Below are 23,335 nucleotides of genomic sequence, written 5' to 3'. Positions count from 1 at the left end.
CTCAGCGCGCCTCCCGCCACATCGACCAGAGCGTCGGGCCGCCCCCGGGGACGTGGATTTCGCTCCGCACGGTGAACCCGAATCTCTCGTAGAAGCCGATGTTGGTGCGCTTCGACGATTCGAGGTGCGTCGGCATTCCGGCCGCGTCCGCCTTGGCCAGGCCCGAGAGCAGCAGGGCGGCGCCGTGACCGTGGCCCTGGGCCGCCGGGTCGGCGCCGAGCACCGCCAGGTACCAGTGAGGTTCGCGGGGAGCTGCCCGGCCGACCAGTTCCAGCATTTCCCCCAGCCGGGCCATGCGTTCGCCCAGAAGCCCGTTGATGCGGGCCAGCGTCTCCTCGTCCGGGTGCTGCTCGACCGTGCCGGGCGGTGTCCAGAAGGCGGCCGCCGCGTCGGTGCGTTCACAGTGGCCAAGGGGGCCGTACTTCTGCGTGAGCATGACGTCGAACCACTGGGCGAGACGGTCCTCCCGCCCGTCCTCGTCAGGGAAGAGCCACAGCATCATCGGGTCGTCCCCGAAAGCGCGGGCCAGGGTGCGGGTGATCGCAGGAGTGTCGCCGGTCTCGATCGGCTTGGGTGTGTTCGGTGACTGCATGCGGCCACCGTAGATTCCAAGATCCATCCGGCACATCGGTCGTTCTGCCGATACCCGCTCCAACGCCGGACGAGCGGCTGGGGGAGTCGGGAGAACTCCCTGGTCAGGCCCGTAGCCTGGCGGGGTGCAACCGTGCGGCGCGGGGGGAGAAAGAGACAGTGGAGTTCCAATTGCTCGGCGCTATACGCGCGACTACTGATGCCGGTGACCTGGCCCTCGGCCCGGCCAAGCGACGCAGCGTGCTGGCAGCGCTGCTCCTGCGCGCCAACTCGGCGGTGCCCTTGGAGAGACTGTTCGACATGGCCTGGTGCGGTGCGCCGCCGACGCACGCACGCACCGTCGTCCAAGGACATGTGTCACGGTTACGGGCACAGCTCGTGGGAGCGGGGGCCGGGGCGCATGGGGTGCAGCTGATCACTCAGGGCCCGGCTTACATGCTGGAGATGCCGCAGGAACTGCTCGACGTGTACCGCTTCGAGGAACTGGTGCGGCGCGGCAAGGCCCGGAAGCAGCCCGCAGAGACCGCGGCGATGCTGCGCGAGGCGCTGACACTGTGGCGCGGGCCCGCGCTGACCGGAACCGTGGCGAGTGCGGCACAGCAAGCCGCGGCCCAGGCGCTCGAGGAGCGGCGGCTGGCAACGGTCGAGAGCCTGGCCGAGGCATACGGGCAGCTCGGTGACTCCACCACTGCCGCGGCACTCCTCAAGCCCGAGGCACAGGCACATCCGCTGCGCGAGTCCCTCGCCGAGGCACTGATGGGCGCGCTCTCCCGGGCGGGCCGCCAAGCGGAGGCGCTCGACTGGTACCACCGCACGCGCGGCCTGCTCGCGGACGAACTCGGCGTCGACCCCGGCCCGGGGCTGCGCAGGGCTTACGAGGCGGTTCTGCGGGGAGAGCTGTCCGGCCGGCCGTCGGCGGCCGAGGTGGTGCCCTCTGCACACACAGAACAGAGCGCGCACGTCGCGCACGCCCGGCCTGCGGCACAGGCGGCGCACAGGGCAGAGATGGCGCGGTCGGCGCAGACGGCGCGGTCGGTGCGCGAGCGCGCCGTGCCACGGCTGCTGCCGCGCGGCGTACGCGGCTTTCGCGGCCGGGACGGGGAGCTGGACGCGCTCGACAGGGTCATGGGGGACGGCGCCATCGCCCTGGTGACCGGTGCCGCCGGGGTCGGCAAGACCGCACTCGCCCTGCACTGGGCTCACCGGAACGCCGAACACTTCCCGCACGGGGTGCTCTTCGCGGACCTGCGGGGATTCGCGGGCGACCCCGTCGAACCCGCGCAGGCCGTCACGGAGTTCTTGCTCGCGCTCGGGGTCCCGCCCGGGGCGGTCCCCCCGTCGCCCGCCGCCGCTGCCGCGCTCTACCGTGAGCTGACGGGAGAGCGCGCGGTCCTCGTCGTCCTCGACAACGCCCGCAGCGCCGATCAGGTACGCCCTCTGCTGCCCGGCGGCTCCCGCTCGGCCGCCCTCGTCACCTCCCGGCTGCGCCTGGGCGGGCTGATCGTGGACGAGCTGGCCAGGCCCGTGCCCCTGGAGGTGCTCGGCCCGGCGGACGCCACGGCGCTGCTCGCCACCGCGGTGGGCGACGGCCGCGTGGAGTCCGAGCCGGAGGCGGCCGCGCAGCTGGCCGCGTTGTGCGACAGGCTTCCTCTGGCGTTGCGCATCGCCGCTGCCCAGCTCACCACCCGGCCGCACTGGCGGATCTCCCACCTGGCCGGTGAACTCGCCGACGAGCAGCGCAGACTGTCCCTGCTGTCGCTGGACGACTGCGAGGACGCGGGCGTGGCCGCCGCGCTGGGCTTCACCGTACAAGCACTGCCGGTGGGCGCGGCGCGTCTGTTCACCCGGCTCGGAGCACTGCCGGGCTCCGATCTGGACCGCTACGCCGCTGCCGCCCTCATGGACAGCAGCCCTCACACCGCCGCCGAGGCCCTCGACCGGCTGACCGGCGCGCACTTGCTTCTGGAGTACGTTCCCGGCCGCTACGGCCTGCACGACCTGGTCCGGCTCTACGCGCGAGGACTCGTCGCGGACGAGGGCTCGTCGCTGTTGCGGCTCCTCGACCACTACACGGCCACCGCACTCGCGGCGGCCGCGGCGGCCGCGCCGGAGGACAAGCCGTGCTGCACCCTGCCCGACGACAGTCATCGGCCGTCGGCAGTCAGGGAGTTCAGCAGCCGGGACGACGCCTTGCGGTGGTACGCCGCCGAGCGGGAGAACCTCGCGGCGGCGGTCGGGGCCGCACGGGCCGCCGGGTACGACGACCGGGCCTGGCGCCTGGTCGTCCTGCAGTGGCCGTACTTCACCCGGCAGGTGAGGGACGGCTGGGTTCCGCTGCTGGAACAGGCCCTGGAGGCGGCGGAGCGCGTGGGCGACCCGGACGCCGAGTCCCGCGTGAGGGCGCTGCTGGGGTGGGTCCTGACGGAGGAGGGCCGGCTGACCGAAGCACTCGTCCACCTGGAACTCGCCCCCGGTCTCGCGGCCCGCGCGGGCGACCTGTCGAGCGAGGCCATCGCCGTGCTCAACCTGGCGCTCGCCCTGGACCGGAGCGGGGCGGCCGACGCGGCCCGCAGCCACGCGGCCCGCGCGGCCGGACTCGCCCGCGCGGCCGACGACGTCCTCACGGAGCTCCTCGCGATGGAGACCCGCACGCGCCAGTACCTCGCCGACGGGGACGCCGCGGCGGCGGAGCGGTGCGCCGCGTCGGCGCTGGCATGGGCGGAAGACCTGACGGACGGAGCGCGGGCGCTGGCCGGGATGCTCCGCACGCTGCTGCGGATGAGCCGGGGGGAAGCGTTGTTCGAGCTCGGCGACCACACTGCCGCACGGTTCTGCGTCCGGCAGGCGCTGGCCGAGGCAGGGATCCAGGGGTTCCAGGAGGGCATCAGCAGGGCCGAGGCCCAGCTCGCCCGCTTCGCGGAGAGCCTGTCGCCGCACTAACACCCCGGGCCCCGCAGTGAACGCCTGGCTCATCCACGGCTCATGCGGTTCCTGCCTCGGGCGGCATCCGGCAGTGGCGTGGCGAGTGAAGGCGCTGCAGCTACTGCAGGGCCGGCCGTCCATGTGCGTGCCTGCACACTGCCCAGTATCGTCCGCAATGCGCGATCTATCCGGATTGCTGAGGTGTTGTCCGGAGGCCGGGCAGCTGTCGAGACCGGCGGAGGAGCGGGATCACATGGCAGAGCACAACAGCAGCACTCCGGCAGACAGCTCCCCGACGTCACCCCCGCGGGCGCCCCTGGGGGCTCCGGAGAAGGACAAGCCGCTACGGACCGGATCGCAGGGCCGGCGCGCCCGGCGACGCCCGGGCCGCGCCCTCGCCACCGGTGCGGCCGGCGCTGCCGCCATGGTCTTCCTGACGGCGGTCGGCCCGGCGCCGAGCAGCGCCACGGCGCCGCCTACCGCTACGGCGCCGCCTTCCCTCACCGCGCCGCTTTCGGGTGAGCCCCGGTCGGGGCCGCGGTCGCGGTTCGTGCCCGGCCCCTGCCCGGCGACGCGCGAGCCGATCGCCGAGCTTCGCGTCGCACGCTGCGGTTTCCTGGAGGTTCCCGAGAACCGCGCCCACCCCGGCCGGCGGACCATCCGTTTGGCCGCAGCGGTCATTCCGGCCACCTCGGCGAAGCCTGCCCCGGACCCGGTGGTGTTCATGTCGGGCGGCCCCGGAGGCGAGACGTTCGACGACATCCCCTTCCTGACGGCCTCCGGCCTGAACCGGGATCGCCAACTGATCATCATGGCCCAGCGCGGCAATCGCTACGACCAGCCGGAGCTCACCTGCCCGGAGGTGGACCGGTTCAACGCGAAGGCCGTGGGTCTGCGCTACGGCGTGCCGTCGACGGGACGGCTCCTGCTGCGCGCGGTGAAGGCCTGCCGGAACCGCCTCACCTCCGGCGGGATCGACCTGAGCGCCTACAACACCGCCGAGAACGCCACGGACTTCGCCGATCTGCGCAAGGCGCTGGGCATCGCCCGGTGGAACGTCTACGGACATTCCTACGGCAGCTACCTGGCCCTGACCTACCTGCGCAAGCACCCCCAGGGGATTCGCGCGGTGGCGCTCGACTCGGGTGCGTCCCCGAAGGTCGTGAACCTGCCGTGGACCTGGAGCAACGCCCGGGAGGGGATCGGCGCCATCCTCGCGGCGTGCGCGGCCGAACCCCGCTGCAAGCGCCGCTATCCGGACCTGCCCCGCACGCTGACGCAGCAGGTGCGCAGACTGGAGGCACGGCCCCTGACCCTGAACGCGCGGCCGCCGCGCGGGGGAGACCCGGTGAGGGTCGTCCTCGACGGGGGCGCGCTCGTGGACCTTCTGGTCTCCAACGCCGTCCGGGCCGAGGACGTCCCGGCGGCGATCGACGAGCTCGCCCACGGGCGCCCGGAGCGCTTCGCGCAGGCCCGCGCGGCCGGTTCGGTTCCCGTCGCCGGCGAGACCGCCCACGGCCTGACGCAGTCGGTGGCGTGCAGCGAGTGGGTGCCGGGATACTCGGCGTCCGACCTGCTCAACGCCGGGCGGCGAGCCTTCCCCGGGTGGCCGGACACGGTCCTGGCCCAAGCGCCGCAGCTGCCCTTCGAGAAGCAGCTGTGCCGCGTCTGGGACGTTCCGGACCGCACCCGGTCCCAGCGGGTGACGACCACGAGCGGTGTGCCGGCGCTCGTCGTCTCGGGGACGTTCGACACCAAGATCGGGGCGAGCTGGGGGCGGTACACCGCCCGTACGCTGCACCGATCGACCATGCTGCGGATCCCCGGAATCGGCCACTGGGTCGTCCCCCAGTCGCCCTGCGCACAGCGCGTACTGGCCTCGTTCCTTACCCGCCCGACCGCGCCCGACACCGGTTGCGCAGCCGGTCTCGCACCGAAGCCGTTCACGATCAGCCCTAAGTAGCCGGGAGGCCGGATGACACTCGACCAGGCGCCGCCCCGCCGTCACCGACGCCCCGTGCGGCGGCTGCGAGCCGCGGCGGCCGGGATGGCGGCAGGCGCCCTCATCACCGGCCTGCTCGCCACGCCCGCCCACGCGGAGCACGGCACGGGCACCGGCGCCACCGTCGGCATCGGAACAGCGATCGGCACGGCCGCCCGCACAGTGGGCCGTTCCCGCTTCGTACCCGGCCCCTGCCCGAGAACGGCGGACCCCGTTCCCGCACTCCAAGGGGCCCGCTGCGGAACGCTCACCGTGCCCGAGAACCGTGCCCGGCGCAGCAGCCGGACGATCACCCTCGCCGTCGCGATCGTGCCGGCGGCCACGAGCAGACCGAAGCCCGACCCGGTCGTGTGGCTCGCCGGCGGACCCGGCGACGACGCGGTCGGGGAGGCGGGCATGGCGATCGACGGCGGTCTGAACCGCGACCGGGACGTGATCTTCATGTCCCAGCGGGGAACGTACTCGGCCGACCCGGCCCTCACCTGCCCGAACATCGACGAGTTCAACGCCCGCGCGGTCGGCCTCGTCTACGACGCGCCGTCCACCGGGCGCCTGCACGTCGAGGCGACGCGCACCTGCCGCCGGCAGCTGGCGAGCCGCGGGATCGACCTCAGCGCCTACAACGACACCGAGAGCGCCGCCGACTACGCGGACCTGCGGGTCGCCCTCGGCATCGAGCAGTGGAACGTGTTCGGCATCTCCTACGGCACCCACCTGGCGCTCATTTACATGCGCCAGCACCCCCGGGGGATCCGGTCCGTCGGCATCGACGGCATCCTGCCGCCCTCCAAGGCGGGGTCGGCACTGACCTGGAGCAGCGCCCGGCAGGGCTTCGACGGCCTGTTCAAGGCCTGCGCACGACAGCCCGCGTGCAACCGCCGCTATCCGCACCTGCCGGCCACCTTCGAACGCCTCGTCCGCAAGCTCGAAGCCCACCCGGTCACGACCACCGTCACCGTTCCCGGCAGAGCGACGCCGGTGAAGGTCGTGCTCGACGGCGGGGCCCTGGTGAACTGGCTGACCTCCGCCACCCATCTCGCGCCGGGCGTACCCCGCTCCCTCGACGAGCTGGCCCACGGCAAGCCGCAGCGGATCGCCGAGCAGTGGGCGGGCGGCAAGCTCAGCCCCCAGGCCTTCGGCAGGGTGGCCCACGGACTCGTCTACGGCATCTTCTGCAGCGAGTGGGTGCCGTACGAGAGCCGGGCCGAGGCGTTCCGGGGCGGGAAGCGGGCGTTCCCCTCGTTCCCCCGCTCGGTACTGGCCCAGGCCCCGCAGCTCACCTTCCTCCGTCCGGACTGCCACGTCTGGAACGTCCCCGCGGCGCCGCGCTCGATCCGGGACGTCACGCGCAGCAACATCCCCACTCTCGCCCTGTCGGGCAGCTTCGACGCCCAGACCGGAGCGTCCAACGGCCCGTACGTCGCCCGGACGCTGAGCCGTGCCACCGTCGTCACGGTCCCCTACGAGCCCCACGTGGTCTTCGCCACGTCACGGTGCGCCCAAGAGATCACCCGCTCCTTCCTCGACAAACCGACGGCCCCGAAAACCGGATGCCTCACGACCCTGCGACCGCCCCGCTTCGAGACCGGACCGTAAGCCGGCCGCCGAGTGCCGGACATGCCGGTGTACGCCTTCCCTGGCCATCGTGCACGACTTCATCACGGCCGACGCCGGAACGGTCTTCGCCACGACGGCCGACGGCGGGGGCGCTGAGGTCGGCCTCGAGCTCCCGCCCCACGGGCGGGACGGGACGAGCGGACCGTCGGGTGCGCAAAGGTGGTTGCGAAGAGCGTCGTGAACCGACGGGGAGAAGCGCAGCCCAGCGGGAAACGCAGCGCAGTGCCCGCCCGCGGCGTGGGGCCGCGGACGGGCACTGGGCGGTGTGCCGGTGATGGTGAGGGACTACCGAGCCGCCTGGGCTCAGTAGAACATGAACGTCGCGTACAGGCCGTTGCCGACGTCCTGAGTGATGAGCTCCCCGGCCCCGGCCCCGAAGCCGTTGGCAGCATTGGCCACGTCGTAGACGGATCCGTAGTTGCCCATCCAGTGCCACGTCTTGACCTGGGCGCTGGAGCTCACGGTCGCCGGCCTGTTGTTCGGCGTGGGGGTGTCCGCGGCCATCGAGGGAGCGGCGGCCAGTCCGATCAGCATCGCGGTGGGGGCGGCTGCCAGGGCGAGGGTTCGAAGCGGGTTCATGGTGACCTCCATGAAAGGCTCGGATGTGCGAGCGGGAAAACATCCCAGACCACCGTAGGTGACTCGCGTCACACCCGCCATTCGGGCTATCGAGAGGAGGCCTCTTTTCCCCATTTCCCCATGTCCCGGCCGGGCTGCGGGCTCACGCACGGGGTGCCCGTCGTACTCCGTGGGGGTATCGGGGGTGCTCAGCGGCGATAGGCGGTGGTCGCGATGCGGGCGAACGAGTGCACCAGTGGGTTGGCGTCGCCCTTGTTCCACGCCACGACCACGCGGCTCGGTGGCATGTCGGTCAGCGGTACCACGGTGAGTCCTCGGGCCGGCTCGTGGCTCAGCGGAGTCATGCCGACCGTGCCGTTCCAGAGGACGGCTTGCCGGCATTCCTGGACGGCACGCACCACCGGGCCCTCGCGCCGCTCCCCACCGCTCCAGTACGACTGCCAGAGCGGGTCGGTGTCCTCGGGGAAGCGGAACCAGCGGCGGTCGGCCAGATCGGCCAGTTGCAGACTCTCGCGACGGGCCAGCGGGTCGTCGGCACGCAGCAGTGCTCCCACCGGGTCGGTGCGCAGCTCCTGCACGGTCAGGCCGGTCTCGTCGAACGGTGCGCGGGTCAGGGCGATGTCGACCAGCCCGGCGTGCAGCCCGCAGGTGGGGTCGGCCAGTCCGGTCTCGCGGATCCGGACCTCGACGTGCGGGTGCGCCCGGCGGTACGCGGCGGCCAGCCGGGTCGCGCCGGGATCCGCGCCGTCGCCCAGGACGCCGACGCCGATGGCCGTGGCACCGGCCGTCGCCGCCACGCGCAGCCGGGCCCGGTCGGCCTGGTCGAGCAGGGCCCGTGCCTCATCGAGCAGCACTGCTCCGGCCGGGGTGAGCGCGACACCCGCGGGGGACCGGTCGAACAGCGCGGCGCCGAGCTCGGTCTCCAGCCGTCTGATCGCCCGGCTCAGCGGCGGCTGGCTCATGTGCAGCCGGGTGGCCGCCCGGCCGAAGTGGAGCTCCTCGGCGACCGCCACGAAATAGCGCAGGGTGCGTAGCTCCATGCTGCGACGATACCCGCGCGGTATCGGCGTGACGGGACAGGCCTTGGACAGTCGCCGCGCCCCGGCGGTGGAATCGGGGCATGGCTGAAGAACCGACTGAAGAACCGAAGACAAGTGAGCCGATCGCCGGGCCCGTCGTATCCATGGTTCGCCCGGGCGAGGGCGAGACCATCGTCCTGGGCACCACGCGTATGCGCGTTCTCGAAGACGGCAGCAACACCGGGCACCGTCTGGGGCTCGCCGAGTCGGTCCTCGCGCCGCATACGCCCGGGCCGCCGCAGCACCGCCACGCTCAGCACGACGAGGGTTTCTACGTTCTCTCCGGCATGGTGCGGTTCACCGTCGGAGAGAAGGAGTACGACGCCGAAGCGGGCACGTTCGTGATGGTCCCGCCCGGAGCCCCGCACACCTTCGGCAACGTGACCGACCAGCCGGCCGTCATGCTCAGCATTCTCACGCCGGACCTGTACGTGCAGTACTTCCGGGACCTGCAGGGCATGATGGCCGACGGCCGGGCGCTGACCCCGCAGGCGAACACCGACGCGATGAGCCGCTACGCCACCGAGCCCGCCACCGACTTCACCTAGAGGCCCGGCGGGGGAGACGGCCCCCCGGCCGGTGTCAGTCTGCCTGGCAGATGGCGTAGACGGTGAGGTTGATGGTGTACGGGCCCGCGGCGACGGCGGTCCAGCCGCGGCCGTCGGGGGCGGGGTAGCTGTCCTTCCCGTCCCCGTTGCTCTGCCAGCCACCGCCCGTGGCGTGCTTGCCGGCCGGGCAGACGGCGGTGGCCTGGGCGGTGTTGTGCTTGCTGGCGGTGGCGGTGACGATGTCCGGCTTGAGCTCCGCCTGGGCGGAGGCGGACGACGCGGCGAACCACACCCCGCCGGAAGCGGCCAGAGCGGCCGCACCGGCGGTGAGCGCCAGGTGCCGGCGGGTGAAGATGAAGCGAGTGGCTGACGTCATGACCGTTTCCCTCCGTAACAGGGGCGCGACGCGGGACTCGTGCGCCTCCTCGCGGACCACTCTGCTCAACGGAGCATCAGCGTTAACGTGAAAGGAGTGACGAAATTGATAGTTTGTCAGTTTGGTGGCTGAGTGAGCGGCAGCCGGAAGAGAACGAAACCCAACGGCCTGTTCGGCCGCACGTCCCCGCCCATACATTCGCCGGTTCCCTCGCAGGGCCGACCCACCGATCGCTCGGCGGAAGTTGCGGGTAGCCCCTACCAATGTGGTCACATGAAGGGGAACACGACCCCCCGCAGCATCCGGCCCTGCACGCTCTGGGAGCCGTCGCGCAGACGTCGCTGTGGACGCTGTACCACCGGGCAGCGGCCGCCACCCGCACCCCGCCGCTGCTTGCGGACCCCATGGCAGTCGAGCTGGCCGCCCGCTACGGCCGGGCCCTCGCCACGCGCTTCGGTCCGCCGAGCGCGCTCGCCGAGCAGTACCTCGCGCTACGGGCCCGGATGTATGACACCGCCACGATCGACTTCCTGCAACGCCACCCCGCGGCGACGGTGATCACTCTCGGGGAGGGAATGGAGACGCAGTTCTGGCGCGTGGACAACGGCACGGCCCGCTGGCTCTCGGTCGACCAGCCCGAAGTGATCGAGCTGCGCCGGGCGCTCCTGCCCCATGGACCGCGACAGCACACCATCGCCTGCTCCGTCACCGACCCCCGGTGGACCGGCCATCCCGTCGCCGAACCACCCGTGCTCATCGTGGCCCAGGGGTTGTTGATGTACCTGAAACCCGCCCAGGCCGCCGCCCTCGTCCGCCTCTGCACCCACCGCTTCCCACGCAGTGTGATGCTTTACGACACGCTTCCCCGCGCCGCAGCCTTCCTGGCCGGGCGCGTCCTGAGCCGTGGCGGCACGTTCCGCTTCCCCACCCTGCACGGCACCCCCGGCCCGTTCGCCCGGCAGCTCACCCGTGCCGAGTCCTTCCCCCGACGGAGCGGGATCACGGTGCGGAGCATCGGTCCGTACGCCGTCGGGCCGCGCGCCCTCGCCCGGCCCGTATCCGCCGCGCAGGCTCTCCCGCTCGTGCGCACGATGTTGCTGCCGGCACTCATCCGGCTGGACATTCCCTGACACCAGGCCGCACCGGGGCGAAACCCTGCACCAGGGCAGGCGTTGTGACAGGCATGACCACATCGAAGAAGAACAACGACCGCCGCGCGCGCCGCGTCGCCGTCACCGCTCCCGCTGCGGCCGCTGCCCTGGCCGCCGCCCTCCTGTTCGCCGCCGTGCCGCCTTCGCCGGTGCACGCCGCGCCGTCCGCCCCGCTGCCGCCCGGCCCGACGGCCGCCGGCAGGGGCGTGCCCGGGGCCGGGCGGCAGGCGTACTACCCGGACGTGGACCGGATCGTGTGCGAGGTGAACAAGGAACGGGCGAACCGGCGGCTGGCCCCCCTGCTGATCTCGAACCCCGTCTCCGACGCGGCACGCCGCCACGCCCGCGACATGGCCCGGACCGGTCGCCTCAGCCAGGTCGGGAGCGACGGACGGGACCTGCGCGCCCGGCTGAGCGACGCGAACGTGTTCTCGTCCCACATCCTCGAGTTCCTCTTCCACGGCTACGACCACGACGGCTACTTCGCCGACATGGCCACCGACCCGGCCCCGGACAACGGGTTCTCCAAGGAGCTGATGAACCCGCAGACGGTGGCCGTCGGCGTGGGCTACGAGAACCGGTACTGGGACGTGGTCCTCGTCGGCAAGCACCGCAAGCTGGTCACCCGTCCGCCGTCGTGCGGGGGCGCCTGACGGCAGTGCCCGGGCCGAGCGCACTGGTCCGCGGGTGAAGTATTGAGGTTGGTTGTCAAGCGGAATATGATGCGCGGGCGCTGACAGGGTTCCCATGCATACAACTGTGCGCCGTGCAACTGGACTTGTCCTTCCGGTTGTGGGCTGAAAGGGTGATCCGGAAGTTTGCTACCGAGGCGCGTATCGGCTGCGGAGACGGGAGTGACCGTCCTTGCGTCCGGCTCCTCGGGCATCGTCGAGATTCCAGAGTCCCTGGTGGGGAGACCGCCTTCGTGGTGCAGACGACCGTCATAGGTGTCAGTCCTTTCGGGGAGGCCGACCCGCGACTCGTCGCGGCCGTCCGCAGAGCCGGCGGGCTCGGCATCCTGGACCTCGGCAGCGGGGACCGGCAAGCCCGCGAAGCCCTCTCCTTGGCCCGCCGTTGGACCGGCGGCGACTTCGGCGTACGCATCGCGGAAGACTGCTCGCTTCATCCGGACGACCTTCACGACCGGCACGCGCCGGGGCCGCACACCATCCTGTTCGCCCCCGGCGTCAGCCGCCCCGTGGACCGGAGCCGAGGCGTCACCGTCCTGGCCGAAGCCCGCTCCCGGGCCGAGGCCCGCGCAGCGGTACGGGCGGGGGCGTCCGGCATCGTCGCGCGCGGCAGTGAGTGCGGTGGCCCGGCCGGCGAGCTGTCCACCTTCGTCCTGCTGCAACAGTTGCTTGCCGACCCGGAGTCGGGCGTTCCCGTCTGGGCGTGCGGCGGCGTCGGGCCGAACACCGCTGCGGCGGCCGTCCTCGCGGGCGCCGCCGGTGTCGTACTCGACGTTCAGCTCGCTCTCCTGGAGGAAGCAGCCACTCCGCCCGCGCTCGCCCGCCTGCTGCGCACAGCGGACGGTACCGGCACGGTCCTCGCCGACGGGCGGCGCCTGCTGGACCGCAACCGACCGGGCCTCCCCGCCGAACTGCGCGACCGTCCCGTCCCCCTCGGACAGGACGCCTTCCTCGCCGGCCGTTTCGCCGGTGACCACCGCACGGTGGGCGCCGCGGTACGGTCCGTGCGCGAGGGCATCGACCGGGCGCTCCGCAACGCCAGCGCGCCCGAGGCGCTGCGCCCCGGGTCCGCCATGAGCCGCTCGTTCGGCACCGAACTCCCCGTTGCCCAGGGCCCGATGACACGCGTCAGCGACCAGGCGCGCTTCGCCTCGGCCGTCGCGGAGGGCGGCGGCCTGCCGTTCCTCGCCCTGGCCCTTTCGGGCCCCGAGCGGACCAGATCACTCCTGGAGGAGACCCGGGCCGTACTCGGCGGGCGGCCCTGGGGTGTCGGCATCCTGGGCTTCGCGCCGGAAGACGTGCGCCGCGCCCAGCTCGAAGCCGTACGCGACCTCCGGCCCACCCATGCCGTCCTCGCCGGCGGTCGCCCCACGCAGGCGGCAGCGCTGGAAGCCCACGGCGTCCGCACCTTCCTGCAGGTGCCGGCGCCGGGGCTGCTCGGACAGTTCCTCGACGCCGGAGCCCGGCGCTTCGTCTTCGAAGGCGCCGAGTGCGGCGGCCACGTCGGGCCCAGCAACTCCTTCCCGCTGTGGGAGGCACAACTGGCCGTTCTGGAACGCTTCCTGGACGGCCCTGATCACGGCCGCGACCGTGACGGGCGGGAGCGTGACGAGCCGCCGGCTGTCGAGGTGCTCTTCGCCGGCGGGATCCACGACGAGCGCTCGGCGGCCATGGTCGCTGCCCTGTCCACCGGGCTCACACAACGCGGCGCCGCGGTCGGCGTCCTGATGGGCACCGCGTACCTCTTCACCCGCGAGGCGGTGGAGTGCGGAGCCGTCCGGCCGGCCTTCCAGCACACGGTGCTTTCCGCGCAGAACACCGTCCTGCTGGACACCGCGCCCGGCCACGTCACCCGTTGCGTACCGAGCCCGTTCACCGCCACCTACCGGAGGCGTCAGGAGGACCTGCGCCGGCAAGGCGTCCAGGGACGAGACGCCTGGGAGCGGCTGGAACGGCTCAACCTGGGACGGCTGCGCATCGCCGCCAAGGGTGTCGAGCGCGTCGACGGCGACCTCCGCGAAGTGGGAGAGGAACGGCAGGTCGACGAGGGCATGTTCATGGCCGGCGAGGTCGCGGTGCTTCGCGACGCCACCACGACCGTGGCCGACCTGCACCACGCCGTGACGGACCGGGCGGCAGCCTTCTACGAACGGCGCGCCGCGGACCTGACCGGCGAGGCACCATCCGCGTCGACGGCCCGTACGACCCCGGCTCCCGCGCCGCCGCCGCTCGACGTCGCGATCATCGGCATGGCCGGCATGTTCCCCGGAGCCCCCGACCTGCCCGACTTCTGGGCCCACGTGCTCGGCGGTACGGACGCGGTGACCGAAGTGCCCGAGGACCGCTGGGATCCGGCCCTCCACTACGGCCCGGAAGCGCCCGCGGGCGACACCTCGGCCTCCCGCTGGGGCGGCTTCCTGCCCGGGATCCCCTTCGACCCCCTGCGCTACGGCATTCCGCCGTCCTCGCTCGCCTCCGTCGACCCCGTGCAGCTGCTCGCCCTGGAGGCGGCCCGGCGCGCCCTCGCCGACGCAGGCTACGAGCAGCGCGACTTCCCGCGGGCACGCACCGCCGTGATCTTCGGGGCCGAGGCGGGCAGCGACATGTCCAACGCGACCACCCTGCGCACCGTCCTGCCGTCCTATCTCGGCGGACCGCTCCCGGAGGACCTGGCGGGCCAGCTGCCCGCCCTCACCGAGGACTCCTTCCCCGGAATGCTCGCCAACGTCATCTCCGGCCGGATCGCCAACCGCTTGGACCTCGGCGGGTCCAACTACACCGTCGACGCCGCCTGCGCCTCCTCGCTGGCCGCCGTCGACATCGCCTGCAAGGAGCTGACGACGGGCGCGGCGGACCTCGTCCTGTGCGGTGGCGCCGATCTGCACAACGGCATCAACGACTACCTCCTCTTCTCGTCCGTGCACGCGCTGTCCCCGACCGGCCGCTGCAAGACCTTCGACGCCGAGGCGGACGGCATCGCCCTGGGCGAAGGCATCGCCTGCGTGGTGCTCAAACGGCTGGCCGACGCGCAGCGCGACGGCGACCGGGTCTACGCCGTCGTCAAGGGCGTCGGTTCCTCCAGCGACGGACGCTCCCGCGGCCTGACCGCGCCGCGACCGGAGGGGCAACGCGCGGCGCTGGAGCGGGCCTACGCGCAGGCCCGGATCTCACCGGCCCGGGTCGGCCTGGTCGAGGCGCACGGCACCGGCACGGTCGTCGGCGACCGCACCGAACTCGACGTGCTCACCGAGGTGTTCCAGGAGTCCGGGGCCGCGCCGGGCGGGTGCGTGATCGGTTCGGTGAAGTCGCAGATCGGCCACACCAAGTGCGCCGCCGGCCTCGCCGGTGTGATCAAGACGGCGCTGGCGCTGTACGCCGGGGTGCGCCCGCCGACCCTCCACGTCCGGCAGCCCAACCCTGCGTGGCGGCCGGAGAGCAGCCCGTTCGTCTTCCACCGACGGGCCCTGCCCTGGGCCGCGCCGTCCGCGGAACGGGTGGGCGGCGTGAGCGCCTTCGGCTTCGGCGGCACCAACTTCCACGTGGTGCTGCAAGGACGCGACGACGAAGCGCCGCCGCGCCGAGCCGCCGATGCCTGGCCCGCCGAGCTGTTCCTGTTCCGCGGCGAGGCGGCGATCGAGGACCTGCTGCGACTGGCCGAGGCGGACGCGGACACATACCGCGCGGCCCGCTGGCGGCCGTGGCGGCTCCGCGACCTGGCACGTACAGCGGCACGGCGGGCCGCGGACCCGGCCGCCGGGCCGGTCACCGCCGCCGTGGTCGCAGCCGGCCTGGCCGAACTGCCCGGCCTGCTGCGGGCCGCACGGGAAGGCCGCGCGGCGCCGGGCGTCTTCACGGCCGGTGCCGCGCGGAACGGCCACGCCGCCACCGCCGGGCACGAGCCCGGCACGGTCGACGGCGAGCCCGGCAAGCTGGCATTCCTCTTCCCGGGCCAGGGCAGCCAGCGGCCCGGCATGCTGGCGGACCTGTTCACCGCCTTCCCGGAGACGCACGAGCACCTGCGCCGGGCCCCGGTCGACGCGATGTTCCCGCCGGCCGCGTTCGACCCGGCCGCCCGCGACGCGCAGCGCGCCCGGCTCGCCGACACCCGACGGGCCCAGCCCGCCCTGGGCGCCGCCGGCCTGGCCGCCCATGACGTGTTGTCGAAGCTCGGAGTCCGCCCCGACATGGTGGCCGGTCACTCCTACGGGGAGCTCGTGGCGCTGTGCGTGGCCGACGCGTTCCCCGCCGCGGACCTGCCGGAGCTGAGCGAGCTGCGCGCGGAGACGATGCTGAACGCCGCCGGAGACGATCCGGGCGCCATGGCCGCCGTCACGGCGGGGGCGACCGCTGTGGAAGCCGTGCTGGCCGGGGCGGGGCTCGCAGGCCACGTGGTGGTCGCGGGCCACAACTCCCCGTCCCAGACGACGGTCGCGGGGCCGAGCCAGGCTGTGCGCCGAGGAGTGGCGGCCCTGCAGGACGCCGGCTTCGGCGTGCAGCCGCTCGACGTGGCGTGCGCCTTCCACAGTCCGATGATGGCCGGCGCGGCGGAGACCTTCGCCGAGGCGCTCGCCTCCCGCCCCTTGCGGGCACCGGAGATCCCGGTGTGGTCCGGGCTGACGGCGACCCGCTACCCGGCGGACACCACGGAACTGCGAGCCCTCCTCGCGGGGCAGATCACGGCGCCGGTGCGCTTCGCCGAGCAGATCGAGGCGATGTACGCGGCCGGAGCGCGGATCTTCGTCGAAGCGGGCCCGGGCACCGTACTGACCGGCCTGGTGCGCGCCACCCTCGGCGACCGGCCGTACCTGGCCGTCCCCTTCGAGCCGCACCCCGAGGCGGGGCTGCGCGGCCACCTGGAGGCGCTGGCCCGGCTGGCGGTCTCGGGCGGCGTCCACGTCGACGCGGAAGCGCTGTTCGCGGGCCGGGACGCGGTGGTGGCCGAGCCCGGGCGGACGCCGAAGCGCCCCGGCTGGATCGTCGACGGGCACCTGGTCCGCACCGCGGACGGCGAGCTGCTCCCCGGAGGAATGCGGCCCGCCCAGCGGATCGCACCGCTGGCACCGGCACCGGTTGGTGACGGCGCGAACGGGGCCGGCGGGGTGGACCGGTCGGTCCTGCTCCAGGACTTCCTGCGCGGCAGCCGTGAGCTGATCGCGGCGCAGCGGGACGTCCTGATGACGTACTTCGGCGGGTCGGCGGGCATCCCGCCGCAGGCCCCCGCGCCGGCGGCGGAAACGGCCACCGTTCCGGCGGCCACTGTTCCGGCGGTGGCCGGGGCGGCTGCCACGCCGCTCCCCGCGGAAGCCGACGAGCCCGACCTGTTGCGCACGGTGCTGTCGGTCATCAGCGAACGGACCGGCTACCCCGTGGAGATGCTCGACCCGCAGCTCGACCTCGAAGCCGACCTCAGCGTGGACTCGATCAAGCGGACGGAGATCGCCGGCGAACTGGTCAAACGGCTGGGAGGATCAGGGGCGCGGATCCCGGACGACGCGGACCTGGAGACCCTGACCCGGGCACGGACCGCGGCGTCGATCGTGGAGTGGATGGACGCGCACACAGGTGGCCCGGCAGAAGAAGAGACCCTCACGTCGCGCCCGGAGCAGGAGCCGGACGACACCGCGGCCACCGAGTCGACCGGAGTCGCTCCCCGGAGGTACGTCCTGCGGAGCGTGGTCCTGGACGACGCTTCGCCACCGGACGGATCCCCGGCCCTACGGGACAGGCACGTCCTCGTGCTCGGCGGGAGCGACCGCAGCGCCCCGTCCCTCCTCGCCCGGCTCCGGGAGCACGGAGCGCACGCCACCCACGCCGACGGTACGTCCGCGGCCCCGGCCGGGCCGCTGGACGCGGTGATCCTGCTGGCCGGGCCCGTGCTGCCGGACGCCTTCCCCCTCCTGAAGGACCTGCTCCGGCGCGGCCCGCGCCACCTGCTGTGCGTCCGGCCGACCGAAGGCGACGGCCGGAGCGATGCCATCGCCGACGGGATGGGCGGCTTCCTGCGCACCACCGCACGCGAGTACCCGCAGACCACGTCCCGCCTGCTGTCCGTCCCCGATGGATGGAGCGCCGACAACGCAGCAGACGCGGTCATCGGGGAACTCCTCGCGCCCGACCGCGAACCCGTCGTGGTCCGCACCGAGGACGGCCGACGGCTCGGCGTCGAGCCGCAGGAGGCCCCGCTGGGCCCGCTGCTGACGGACGACGAGTCCACGGCGGAACGGGCGGCCGCGGCCCTCGGGCTCGGGCCGGAGTCCGTCCTGCTGTTCGCGGGAGGGGCGCGCGGCATCGCCGCGCGCTGCGCCGTGGCCCTCGCGGCGGCCGCCCGCTGCCGGGTCGAACTGCTCGGCCGGACCCCCCTGTCCGACGCCCCCGAGCCGGCCGGGCTCGCGGGCGTCGCCGGGCGCGCCGCGCTGCGGTCCGCACTCGCCGAGCGCGGCGGGCTCCGCCCCGCGGAGATCGACCGGCAAGCCGGCCTGGTCCTGGCCCGCCGCGAGATCGAGGCGACCCTCGCCGCGATCCGCGCAGTCGGCGGCGAGTGCGGATACCGTTCCGTCGACCTGCGGGACGCGGAAGCCGTCGAGCAGGCGGTCAAGGAGACCCACGCCCGCTACGGACGCGTCGACGGCCTGGTGCACGCCGCCGGAGTCATCGAGGACAGGCTCGTCGCGGACAAGGACCCGGCGTCCTTCACCCGCGTCCACGAGACGAAGGCGGACAGTGCCCGCACTCTCTTCGCCGCCCTGCGCCGGCTCCCCGCCCCACCCCGCTTCACGGTGCTGTTCGGCTCCGTCGCGGCCGTGTACGGCAACCGGGGCCAGGCGGACTACGCCGCCGCCAACGACGGCCTCGCCGGGCTCGGCAGAGCGTGGCACCACTCCACGGGCGCGCGGGCGCTGACCGTCCACTGGGGGCCGTGGGCCCCGGACGACACGCACGGCGGGATGGTCGGCCCGGAGCTCGCCCGGGAGTACGCCCGGCGCGGCATCGGCCTGATCGACCCCAGGGAGGGGACACTCGCCCTGCTGCGCGAACTGACCTGGGGCGACGACGACACGTGCGAGGTCGTCTACGCCGCTCCGGGGTGGTGACGGTGGACCACGGCACTTCCGGGAGCCGCGCGCAGGAACCGGTGGCCGTCACCGGCATGGCGGTCACACTGCCGGGCGCGGACGATCTGGACCGCTACTGGCACAACCTCCTCACCGGCGTGGACGCCGTCTCCGAGGTGCCGCCGGGGCGCTGGGACGAGGAGGAGTACCGCTCCGGTGCCATCTACTGCCGGCGCGGCGGCTTCGTAGACGACCGGCTCACCGGCTTCGACCCCGCCGCCTTCGGCATCATGCCGGACTCCGTCCGGGCCACCGAGCCCGACCAGCTGATCGCCCTGCGTACGGCCGCCGCCGCGATCACCGACGCGGGCGGCCTCTCCACGGTGGATCCCGCACGGGTCGGAGTGGTGCTCGGCCGGGGCGGCTACCTCACGCCCGGACTGGCGCGCCTCGACCAACGCGTCCGCACCGCCGGCCAGCTGACCCGTACCCTGCGGGAACTGCTGCCCGAGCTCGGCGACGAGCGACTGGCCCGGGTCCGTACCGCCTTCGAGGAGGCCCTGGGACCCGACAGCCCCGATGCCGTCATCGGACTGGTCCCCAACTTCGCCGCCTCGCGCATCGCCAACCGGCTCGACCTGCGCGGCCCCGCCTACACCGTCGACGCGGCCTGCGCCTCCTCCCTCCTGGCGGTCGGCCAGGCCGTGGGCGAGCTGACCGCCGGACGCTGCGACGTGATGCTCGCCGGAGGCGTGCACCACTGCCACGACGTGACCCTGTGGTCGGTGTTCGCCCGGCTCGGGGCCCTCTCCCCGACCCAGCGGATCCGCCCCTTCCACCGTGACGCGGACGGTGTGCTGATGGGCGAGGGCACCGCGGTGCTCGTCCTCAAACGGCTCGCCGACGCCGTGCGCGACGGCGACCGGGTGTACGCGGTGGTCCGGGGCACCGGAGTGGCCGGCGACGGCCGCGCCGCCGCCCTGGTGAACCCGGACCCCGACGGTCAGACCCGGGCGGTCCGGCTCGCCTGGCAGGCGGCCGGCGTGGACCCCGCCGCCCCCGGCGCGATCGGCCTGCTGGAAGCCCACGGCACGGGCACCCCCAACGGTGACGCGGCCGAAATCACCACACTGAGCCGGGTCTTCGGCACCCCGCGCGCACCGGACGCGGTGATCGGCTCGGTCAAGTCGATGATCGGCCACACCATGCCGGCGGCGGGCGCCGCGAGCCTGGTCAAGGCCGCTCTCGCCCTCCACCACCAGGTGCTGCTGCCCACCCTCCACTGCGAGGACCCCCACCCCGGGCTGCTCGCCACCCGTTTCCGCCCGTCCCCGGTGGCCCGCCCCTGGGAGGCGGAGGTGCGCCGGGCCGGGGTGAACGCCTTCGGCTTCGGCGGGATCAACGCCCACGTCGTCCTGGAGGAATTCGCCCCCGCGGCAGGCAAGAAGCGCTCTGCTCCCACGGCACTGCGCGTCGACGAGCCCGAACCGCTCCTGCGGATCGCGGCCGACACTCCCGAAGCGCTGCGTACCCTGCTCGACACCGACGACGCCCATCTGCGCGCCACGGCGGTCACCTGGGCCGGAAGCACCGGATCCCGAAGCACCGGGACCGGAAGCGCCGGATCCGGAAGCGCCCGCCTGGCCGTGGCCGGGCCCGCGGCCGAACGCCTCGCACTGGCCCGGAAGGTGGCGGCCCGCGGCCGGGCCTGGGGCGGCCGCCGCGAGGTGTGGTTCGCCCCCGGGCCCCTCCTCGGACCCGCCGGCGGAGGCCGCACCGCCTTCCTCTTCCCCGGCCTGGAGGCCGGGTTCGCCCCCCAGGGCGAGGACATCGCCCGCCACTTCGGACTGCCCCGGCCCACCTGGCAGCAGGCCCGCGTCGGCGCCGTGGCCGAACACGGCGCCGCCGTCGTCGACGCCGGCCGGCTCCTGGCCACCGCGCTGCGCCGCTCCGGTATCGCCCCCGACGCCCTCGCCGGGCACAGCGTGGGGGAGTGGACCGCCATGGCCGTCGGCGGGATCTTCGCCGACAAGGAAGTGGACGCCTTCCTGAGGGACTTCGACCCCCTGGCACTGCGGGTCCCCGACCTGGTCTTCGTGACCTTCGGAGCGCCCGCCGAGCAGGTGGAGGCGGCCCTCGCGGGGATCGGTGACGTGGTCCTCTCCCACGACAACGCCCCGCACCAGTCCGTGGCCTGCGGCCCCGCGGCCCAGGTGGAGAAGGTCACGGAACGGCTGCGCCGCGAGGGCGTGCTCGGCCGCCCGCTGCCCTTCGCGTCCGGCTTCCACACGCCCATGCTGGCGCCTTACCTCGGGCCGATCCGGGAGGCCATGCGGCGCTTCACCCTGCACCGTCCCTCCGTGCCGGTCTGGTCGGGCACCACCTGCGCGCCGTTCCCGGAGCGGGAGACGGAGGCCCGTGAGCTGGCCGTGCGTCACCTCCTGGAGCCGGTCCGGTTCCGCGGCCTCGTCGAATCCCTCCACGCGGCCGGGTTCCGGGCCTTCGTCCAGGCGGGCCAGGGCCAGCTGCCCGCCCTCGTCGACGACATCCTCGCCGGCCACGAGCACCTGGCGGTCACGGCCGGCAGCACCGACGGCGACGGCCTGGGCCGACTGCGCCGCGCGGTCGCCGGGCTGTGGGCCTACGGGGCGGAACCCGACTTCACCGCCCTGGCTCCCGGAGGCGGCCGCTCCACCAGCAGCGTCCCGCCACCGCCCGCGGCACCGGCCCGACCGGGCGTACGGCTCGGCCTGGACGCCGGACCGGTCCGCCTCGAACCCGCCGCCCGGGACCGGCTCCGCACGGAGATGCGCGACGCGCTCGCCGGCGGGGGGACACCCGGCGTCGGTCATCAGCTCCACGATGCCGCCCGGCGGTTCCCGGAGGCGGCCCAGCTGCGCGCCCTGCTGACCGAGACGGCCGACACGGCCGCGGCCCTCTTCGCGGCGCACTCCACCCCCGGCCCGGCCGCACCGACAGCCCGTCCGGCGTTCGGAGACGCGACCGGAGGCCCCGCCTTCCGCACGGCTCCGGCGGCTCCGGAGGGCCCGGAGGCGGTCCCGGCCGCCAGGGTCGTCCCCGGCCCGGCGATGCCGGACCACGCGGCGGATCCCGTACGGACCACCACGCTCCGGGTGGCCCTCGACACCATGCCGTACCTCACCGACCACTGCTTCTACCGCCAGCGGCCGGACTGGCCCGACATCGGCGACCGCTGGCCCGTCGTCCCCGCGACGACCATGATCCGGCACATGGCGGAAGCGGCGGCCGCACCCGGCAACGGTGTCACGGTCGCCGTCCGCGACGCCCGCTTCCTCGCCTGGCTGGTCGCCGAGCCCGCCGTCGACGTGACCACCGCGGTCCGGGGCGTCCCCGGACGGCCGGGCCACCACACCGTGGAATTCGGCCGCTACGCGCGCGCCGAGACCGAAACCGCACCCCGCCACCCGGCACCGCCCGCCCGCTGGCCGGTCCCGGACGGTGAAGAAGCGCCCACCGTCTCGGCACGGCGGATGTACGACGAACGCTGGATGTTCCACGGCCCGCTCTTCCAGGGCGTCACCGCGGTCACCGCGCTCGGCGCACGCCACGTCCGGGGCGTCATCACCGCACCGCCCGCACCCGGCGCGCTCCTCGACAACGCCGGACAGCTCCTCGGCTACTGGCTGATGGCCACCCGCCCCGACCGCAACGTCGTGCTGCCGGTCGGCATCCGCGAGATCCGCTTCCACGGCCCGGAGCCCGCGGCCGGGGAGCGTCTCGACTGTCACGTCCGCATCACCGCCCTCACCGAGACCCGGCTGGCGGCCGACGTCCAGCTCAGCCACCGCGGAACCGTCTGGTGCGAGATCACCGGATGGGAGGACCGCCGGTTCGACTCACCGCACGCCACCGACGCCATCCGGCGCAGGCCCGAGAACAGCGCCCTCGCCCGGATCCAGCCCGGCGGCTGGCACCTGGTCTTCGAGTACTGGCCCGACCCGGCCTCCCGCGAGCTGATGATGCGCAACCTGCTGGGCGGCGCCGAACGGGACGCCTACGCGGCCCGCCCGGCGCGCGGCAGACCGCAGTGGCTGCTCGGCCGGATCGCCGCCAAGGACGCCGTACGCCACCACCTGTGGCAGCACGGCGCGGGCCCCGTCTTCCCCGCCGAGATCCGGGTGCGCAACGACGCCACCGGCCGGCCCTGCCCGGAAGGGGTGCACGGCCGGGAACTGCCGCCCCTGGACCTGTCCCTCGCCCACTGCGCGGAAGCCGCGGTCGCCCTGGCCCGCCCCGCGGGCGCCGCGCCCGCCGGCATCGACATCGAGGAGATCACCGAGCGGCCGGAGGCCACCCGCGACGCGGTCCTGGCCCCCGAGGAACTGCCGCTGTACGACCGCCTCGGTGGCGGTGCGCGCGCCCTCGTCCGCTTCTGGGCGGCCAAGGAGGCCGCGGCCAAGGCCGAAGGCACCGGTCTGCGCGGCAGACCCCGCGACTTCCGCGTCACCACCGCGGACGGAGACCGGATGACGGTCCGCACGCCCTCCGGCCGCACCCACTCCCTGTCCCTCGCCGAAGTCGGCAACCCGGCGGGACTGCGACCCCGCCGCTACGTCGTCGCCTGGACCGAGGACACCCACCGGCAGCACCACGAGGAGAGTGCCTCATGACCACCACCCCCACGCCCGCGGCCGTCACTCCCCTCCCGGGGACCGGCGAGCGCGCGGTCCCCGGGAGGGGAGTGACG

General features: G+C 73.9%; 12 protein-coding genes. 8 read left to right on the top strand and 4 right to left on the bottom strand.

Annotation, left to right across the window (positions count from 1 at the left end; genetic code table 11):
* Position 1 precedes the first annotated feature (1 nt).
* On the bottom strand, positions 2 to 592 hold the full coding sequence (locus ACSNOG_RS19330) for a GNAT family N-acetyltransferase (protein WP_436753909.1): 591 nt from the start codon (positions 590 to 592) through the stop codon (positions 2 to 4).
* 170 nt (positions 593 to 762) lie between these two features.
* Here ACSNOG_RS19330 and ACSNOG_RS19325 point away from each other — a divergent pair, with 170 nt between their 5' ends.
* The 3 genes from ACSNOG_RS19325 to ACSNOG_RS19315 all read left to right on the top strand — a co-directional run bounded on the left by ACSNOG_RS19325 (position 763) and on the right by ACSNOG_RS19315 (position 7,111).
* A complete protein-coding gene (locus ACSNOG_RS19325) occupies positions 763 to 3,531 on the top strand; it encodes a BTAD domain-containing putative transcriptional regulator (RefSeq protein ID WP_436753908.1) in 2,769 nt (922 codons plus the stop codon).
* Positions 3,532 to 3,766: 235 nt separating this feature from the next.
* Entirely contained in the window at positions 3,767 to 5,476 is a 1,710-nt protein-coding gene (locus ACSNOG_RS19320; protein ID WP_436753907.1) for an alpha/beta fold hydrolase, read from the top strand.
* Between the two features lie 12 nt (positions 5,477 to 5,488).
* Entirely contained in the window at positions 5,489 to 7,111 is a 1,623-nt protein-coding gene (locus ACSNOG_RS19315) for an alpha/beta fold hydrolase (RefSeq protein ID WP_436753906.1), read from the top strand.
* 324 nt (positions 7,112 to 7,435) lie between these two features.
* On the opposite strand, the gene ACSNOG_RS19310 is transcribed toward ACSNOG_RS19315, so the two are convergent.
* Positions 7,436 to 7,711 carry a hypothetical protein gene (locus ACSNOG_RS19310; protein WP_436753905.1) on the bottom strand — a complete coding sequence of 92 codons (276 nt, stop codon included), beginning with the start codon at positions 7,709 to 7,711 and terminating at the stop codon, positions 7,436 to 7,438.
* A gap of 188 nt (positions 7,712 to 7,899) precedes the next feature.
* Positions 7,900 to 8,751, bottom strand: coding sequence for a LysR family transcriptional regulator (locus ACSNOG_RS19305; RefSeq protein ID WP_436753904.1), 852 nt, complete (start codon positions 8,749 to 8,751; stop codon positions 7,900 to 7,902).
* Positions 8,752 to 8,894: 143 nt separating this feature from the next.
* Here ACSNOG_RS19305 and ACSNOG_RS19300 point away from each other — a divergent pair, with 143 nt between their 5' ends.
* Positions 8,895 to 9,338 (top strand): cupin domain-containing protein, encoded by a 444-nt coding sequence (locus ACSNOG_RS19300; RefSeq protein WP_436753903.1) that lies wholly within the window; start codon positions 8,895 to 8,897, stop codon positions 9,336 to 9,338.
* Positions 9,339 to 9,372: 34 nt separating this feature from the next.
* Here the strand turns inward: ACSNOG_RS19300 and ACSNOG_RS19295 are convergent, their stop codons facing one another.
* Positions 9,373 to 9,714, bottom strand: coding sequence for a hypothetical protein (locus tag ACSNOG_RS19295; protein WP_436753902.1), 342 nt, complete (start codon positions 9,712 to 9,714; stop codon positions 9,373 to 9,375).
* A gap of 263 nt (positions 9,715 to 9,977) precedes the next feature.
* Between ACSNOG_RS19295 and ACSNOG_RS19290 the strand changes: the two genes are divergently transcribed.
* The 4 genes from ACSNOG_RS19290 (at position 9,978) to ACSNOG_RS19275 (ending at position 23,258) form a co-directional block, all read left to right on the top strand.
* On the top strand, positions 9,978 to 10,844 hold the full coding sequence (locus ACSNOG_RS19290; RefSeq protein WP_436753901.1) for a class I SAM-dependent methyltransferase: 867 nt from the start codon (positions 9,978 to 9,980) through the stop codon (positions 10,842 to 10,844).
* 53 nt (positions 10,845 to 10,897) lie between these two features.
* A complete protein-coding gene (locus ACSNOG_RS19285; RefSeq protein WP_436753900.1) occupies positions 10,898 to 11,518 on the top strand; it encodes a CAP domain-containing protein in 621 nt (206 codons plus the stop codon).
* Between the two features lie 272 nt (positions 11,519 to 11,790).
* Positions 11,791 to 18,645: an SDR family oxidoreductase gene (locus tag ACSNOG_RS19280; protein ID WP_436753899.1), complete on the top strand. Its 6,855-nt coding sequence runs from the start codon at positions 11,791 to 11,793 to the stop codon at positions 18,643 to 18,645.
* 56 nt (positions 18,646 to 18,701) lie between these two features.
* On the top strand, positions 18,702 to 23,258 hold the full coding sequence (locus ACSNOG_RS19275) for a beta-ketoacyl synthase N-terminal-like domain-containing protein (RefSeq protein WP_436753918.1): 4,557 nt from the start codon (positions 18,702 to 18,704) through the stop codon (positions 23,256 to 23,258).
* The last annotated feature ends 77 nt before the right edge of the window (positions 23,259 to 23,335 follow it).

The organism is Streptomyces sp. URMC 124 (genome assembly GCF_051386455.1).
In the GTDB taxonomy this organism is placed as follows: domain Bacteria; phylum Actinomycetota; class Actinomycetes; order Streptomycetales; family Streptomycetaceae; genus Streptomyces.
The sequence above is the reverse complement of the archived record's forward strand: the minus strand, read 5'-3'. Positions and strand labels throughout refer to the sequence as shown.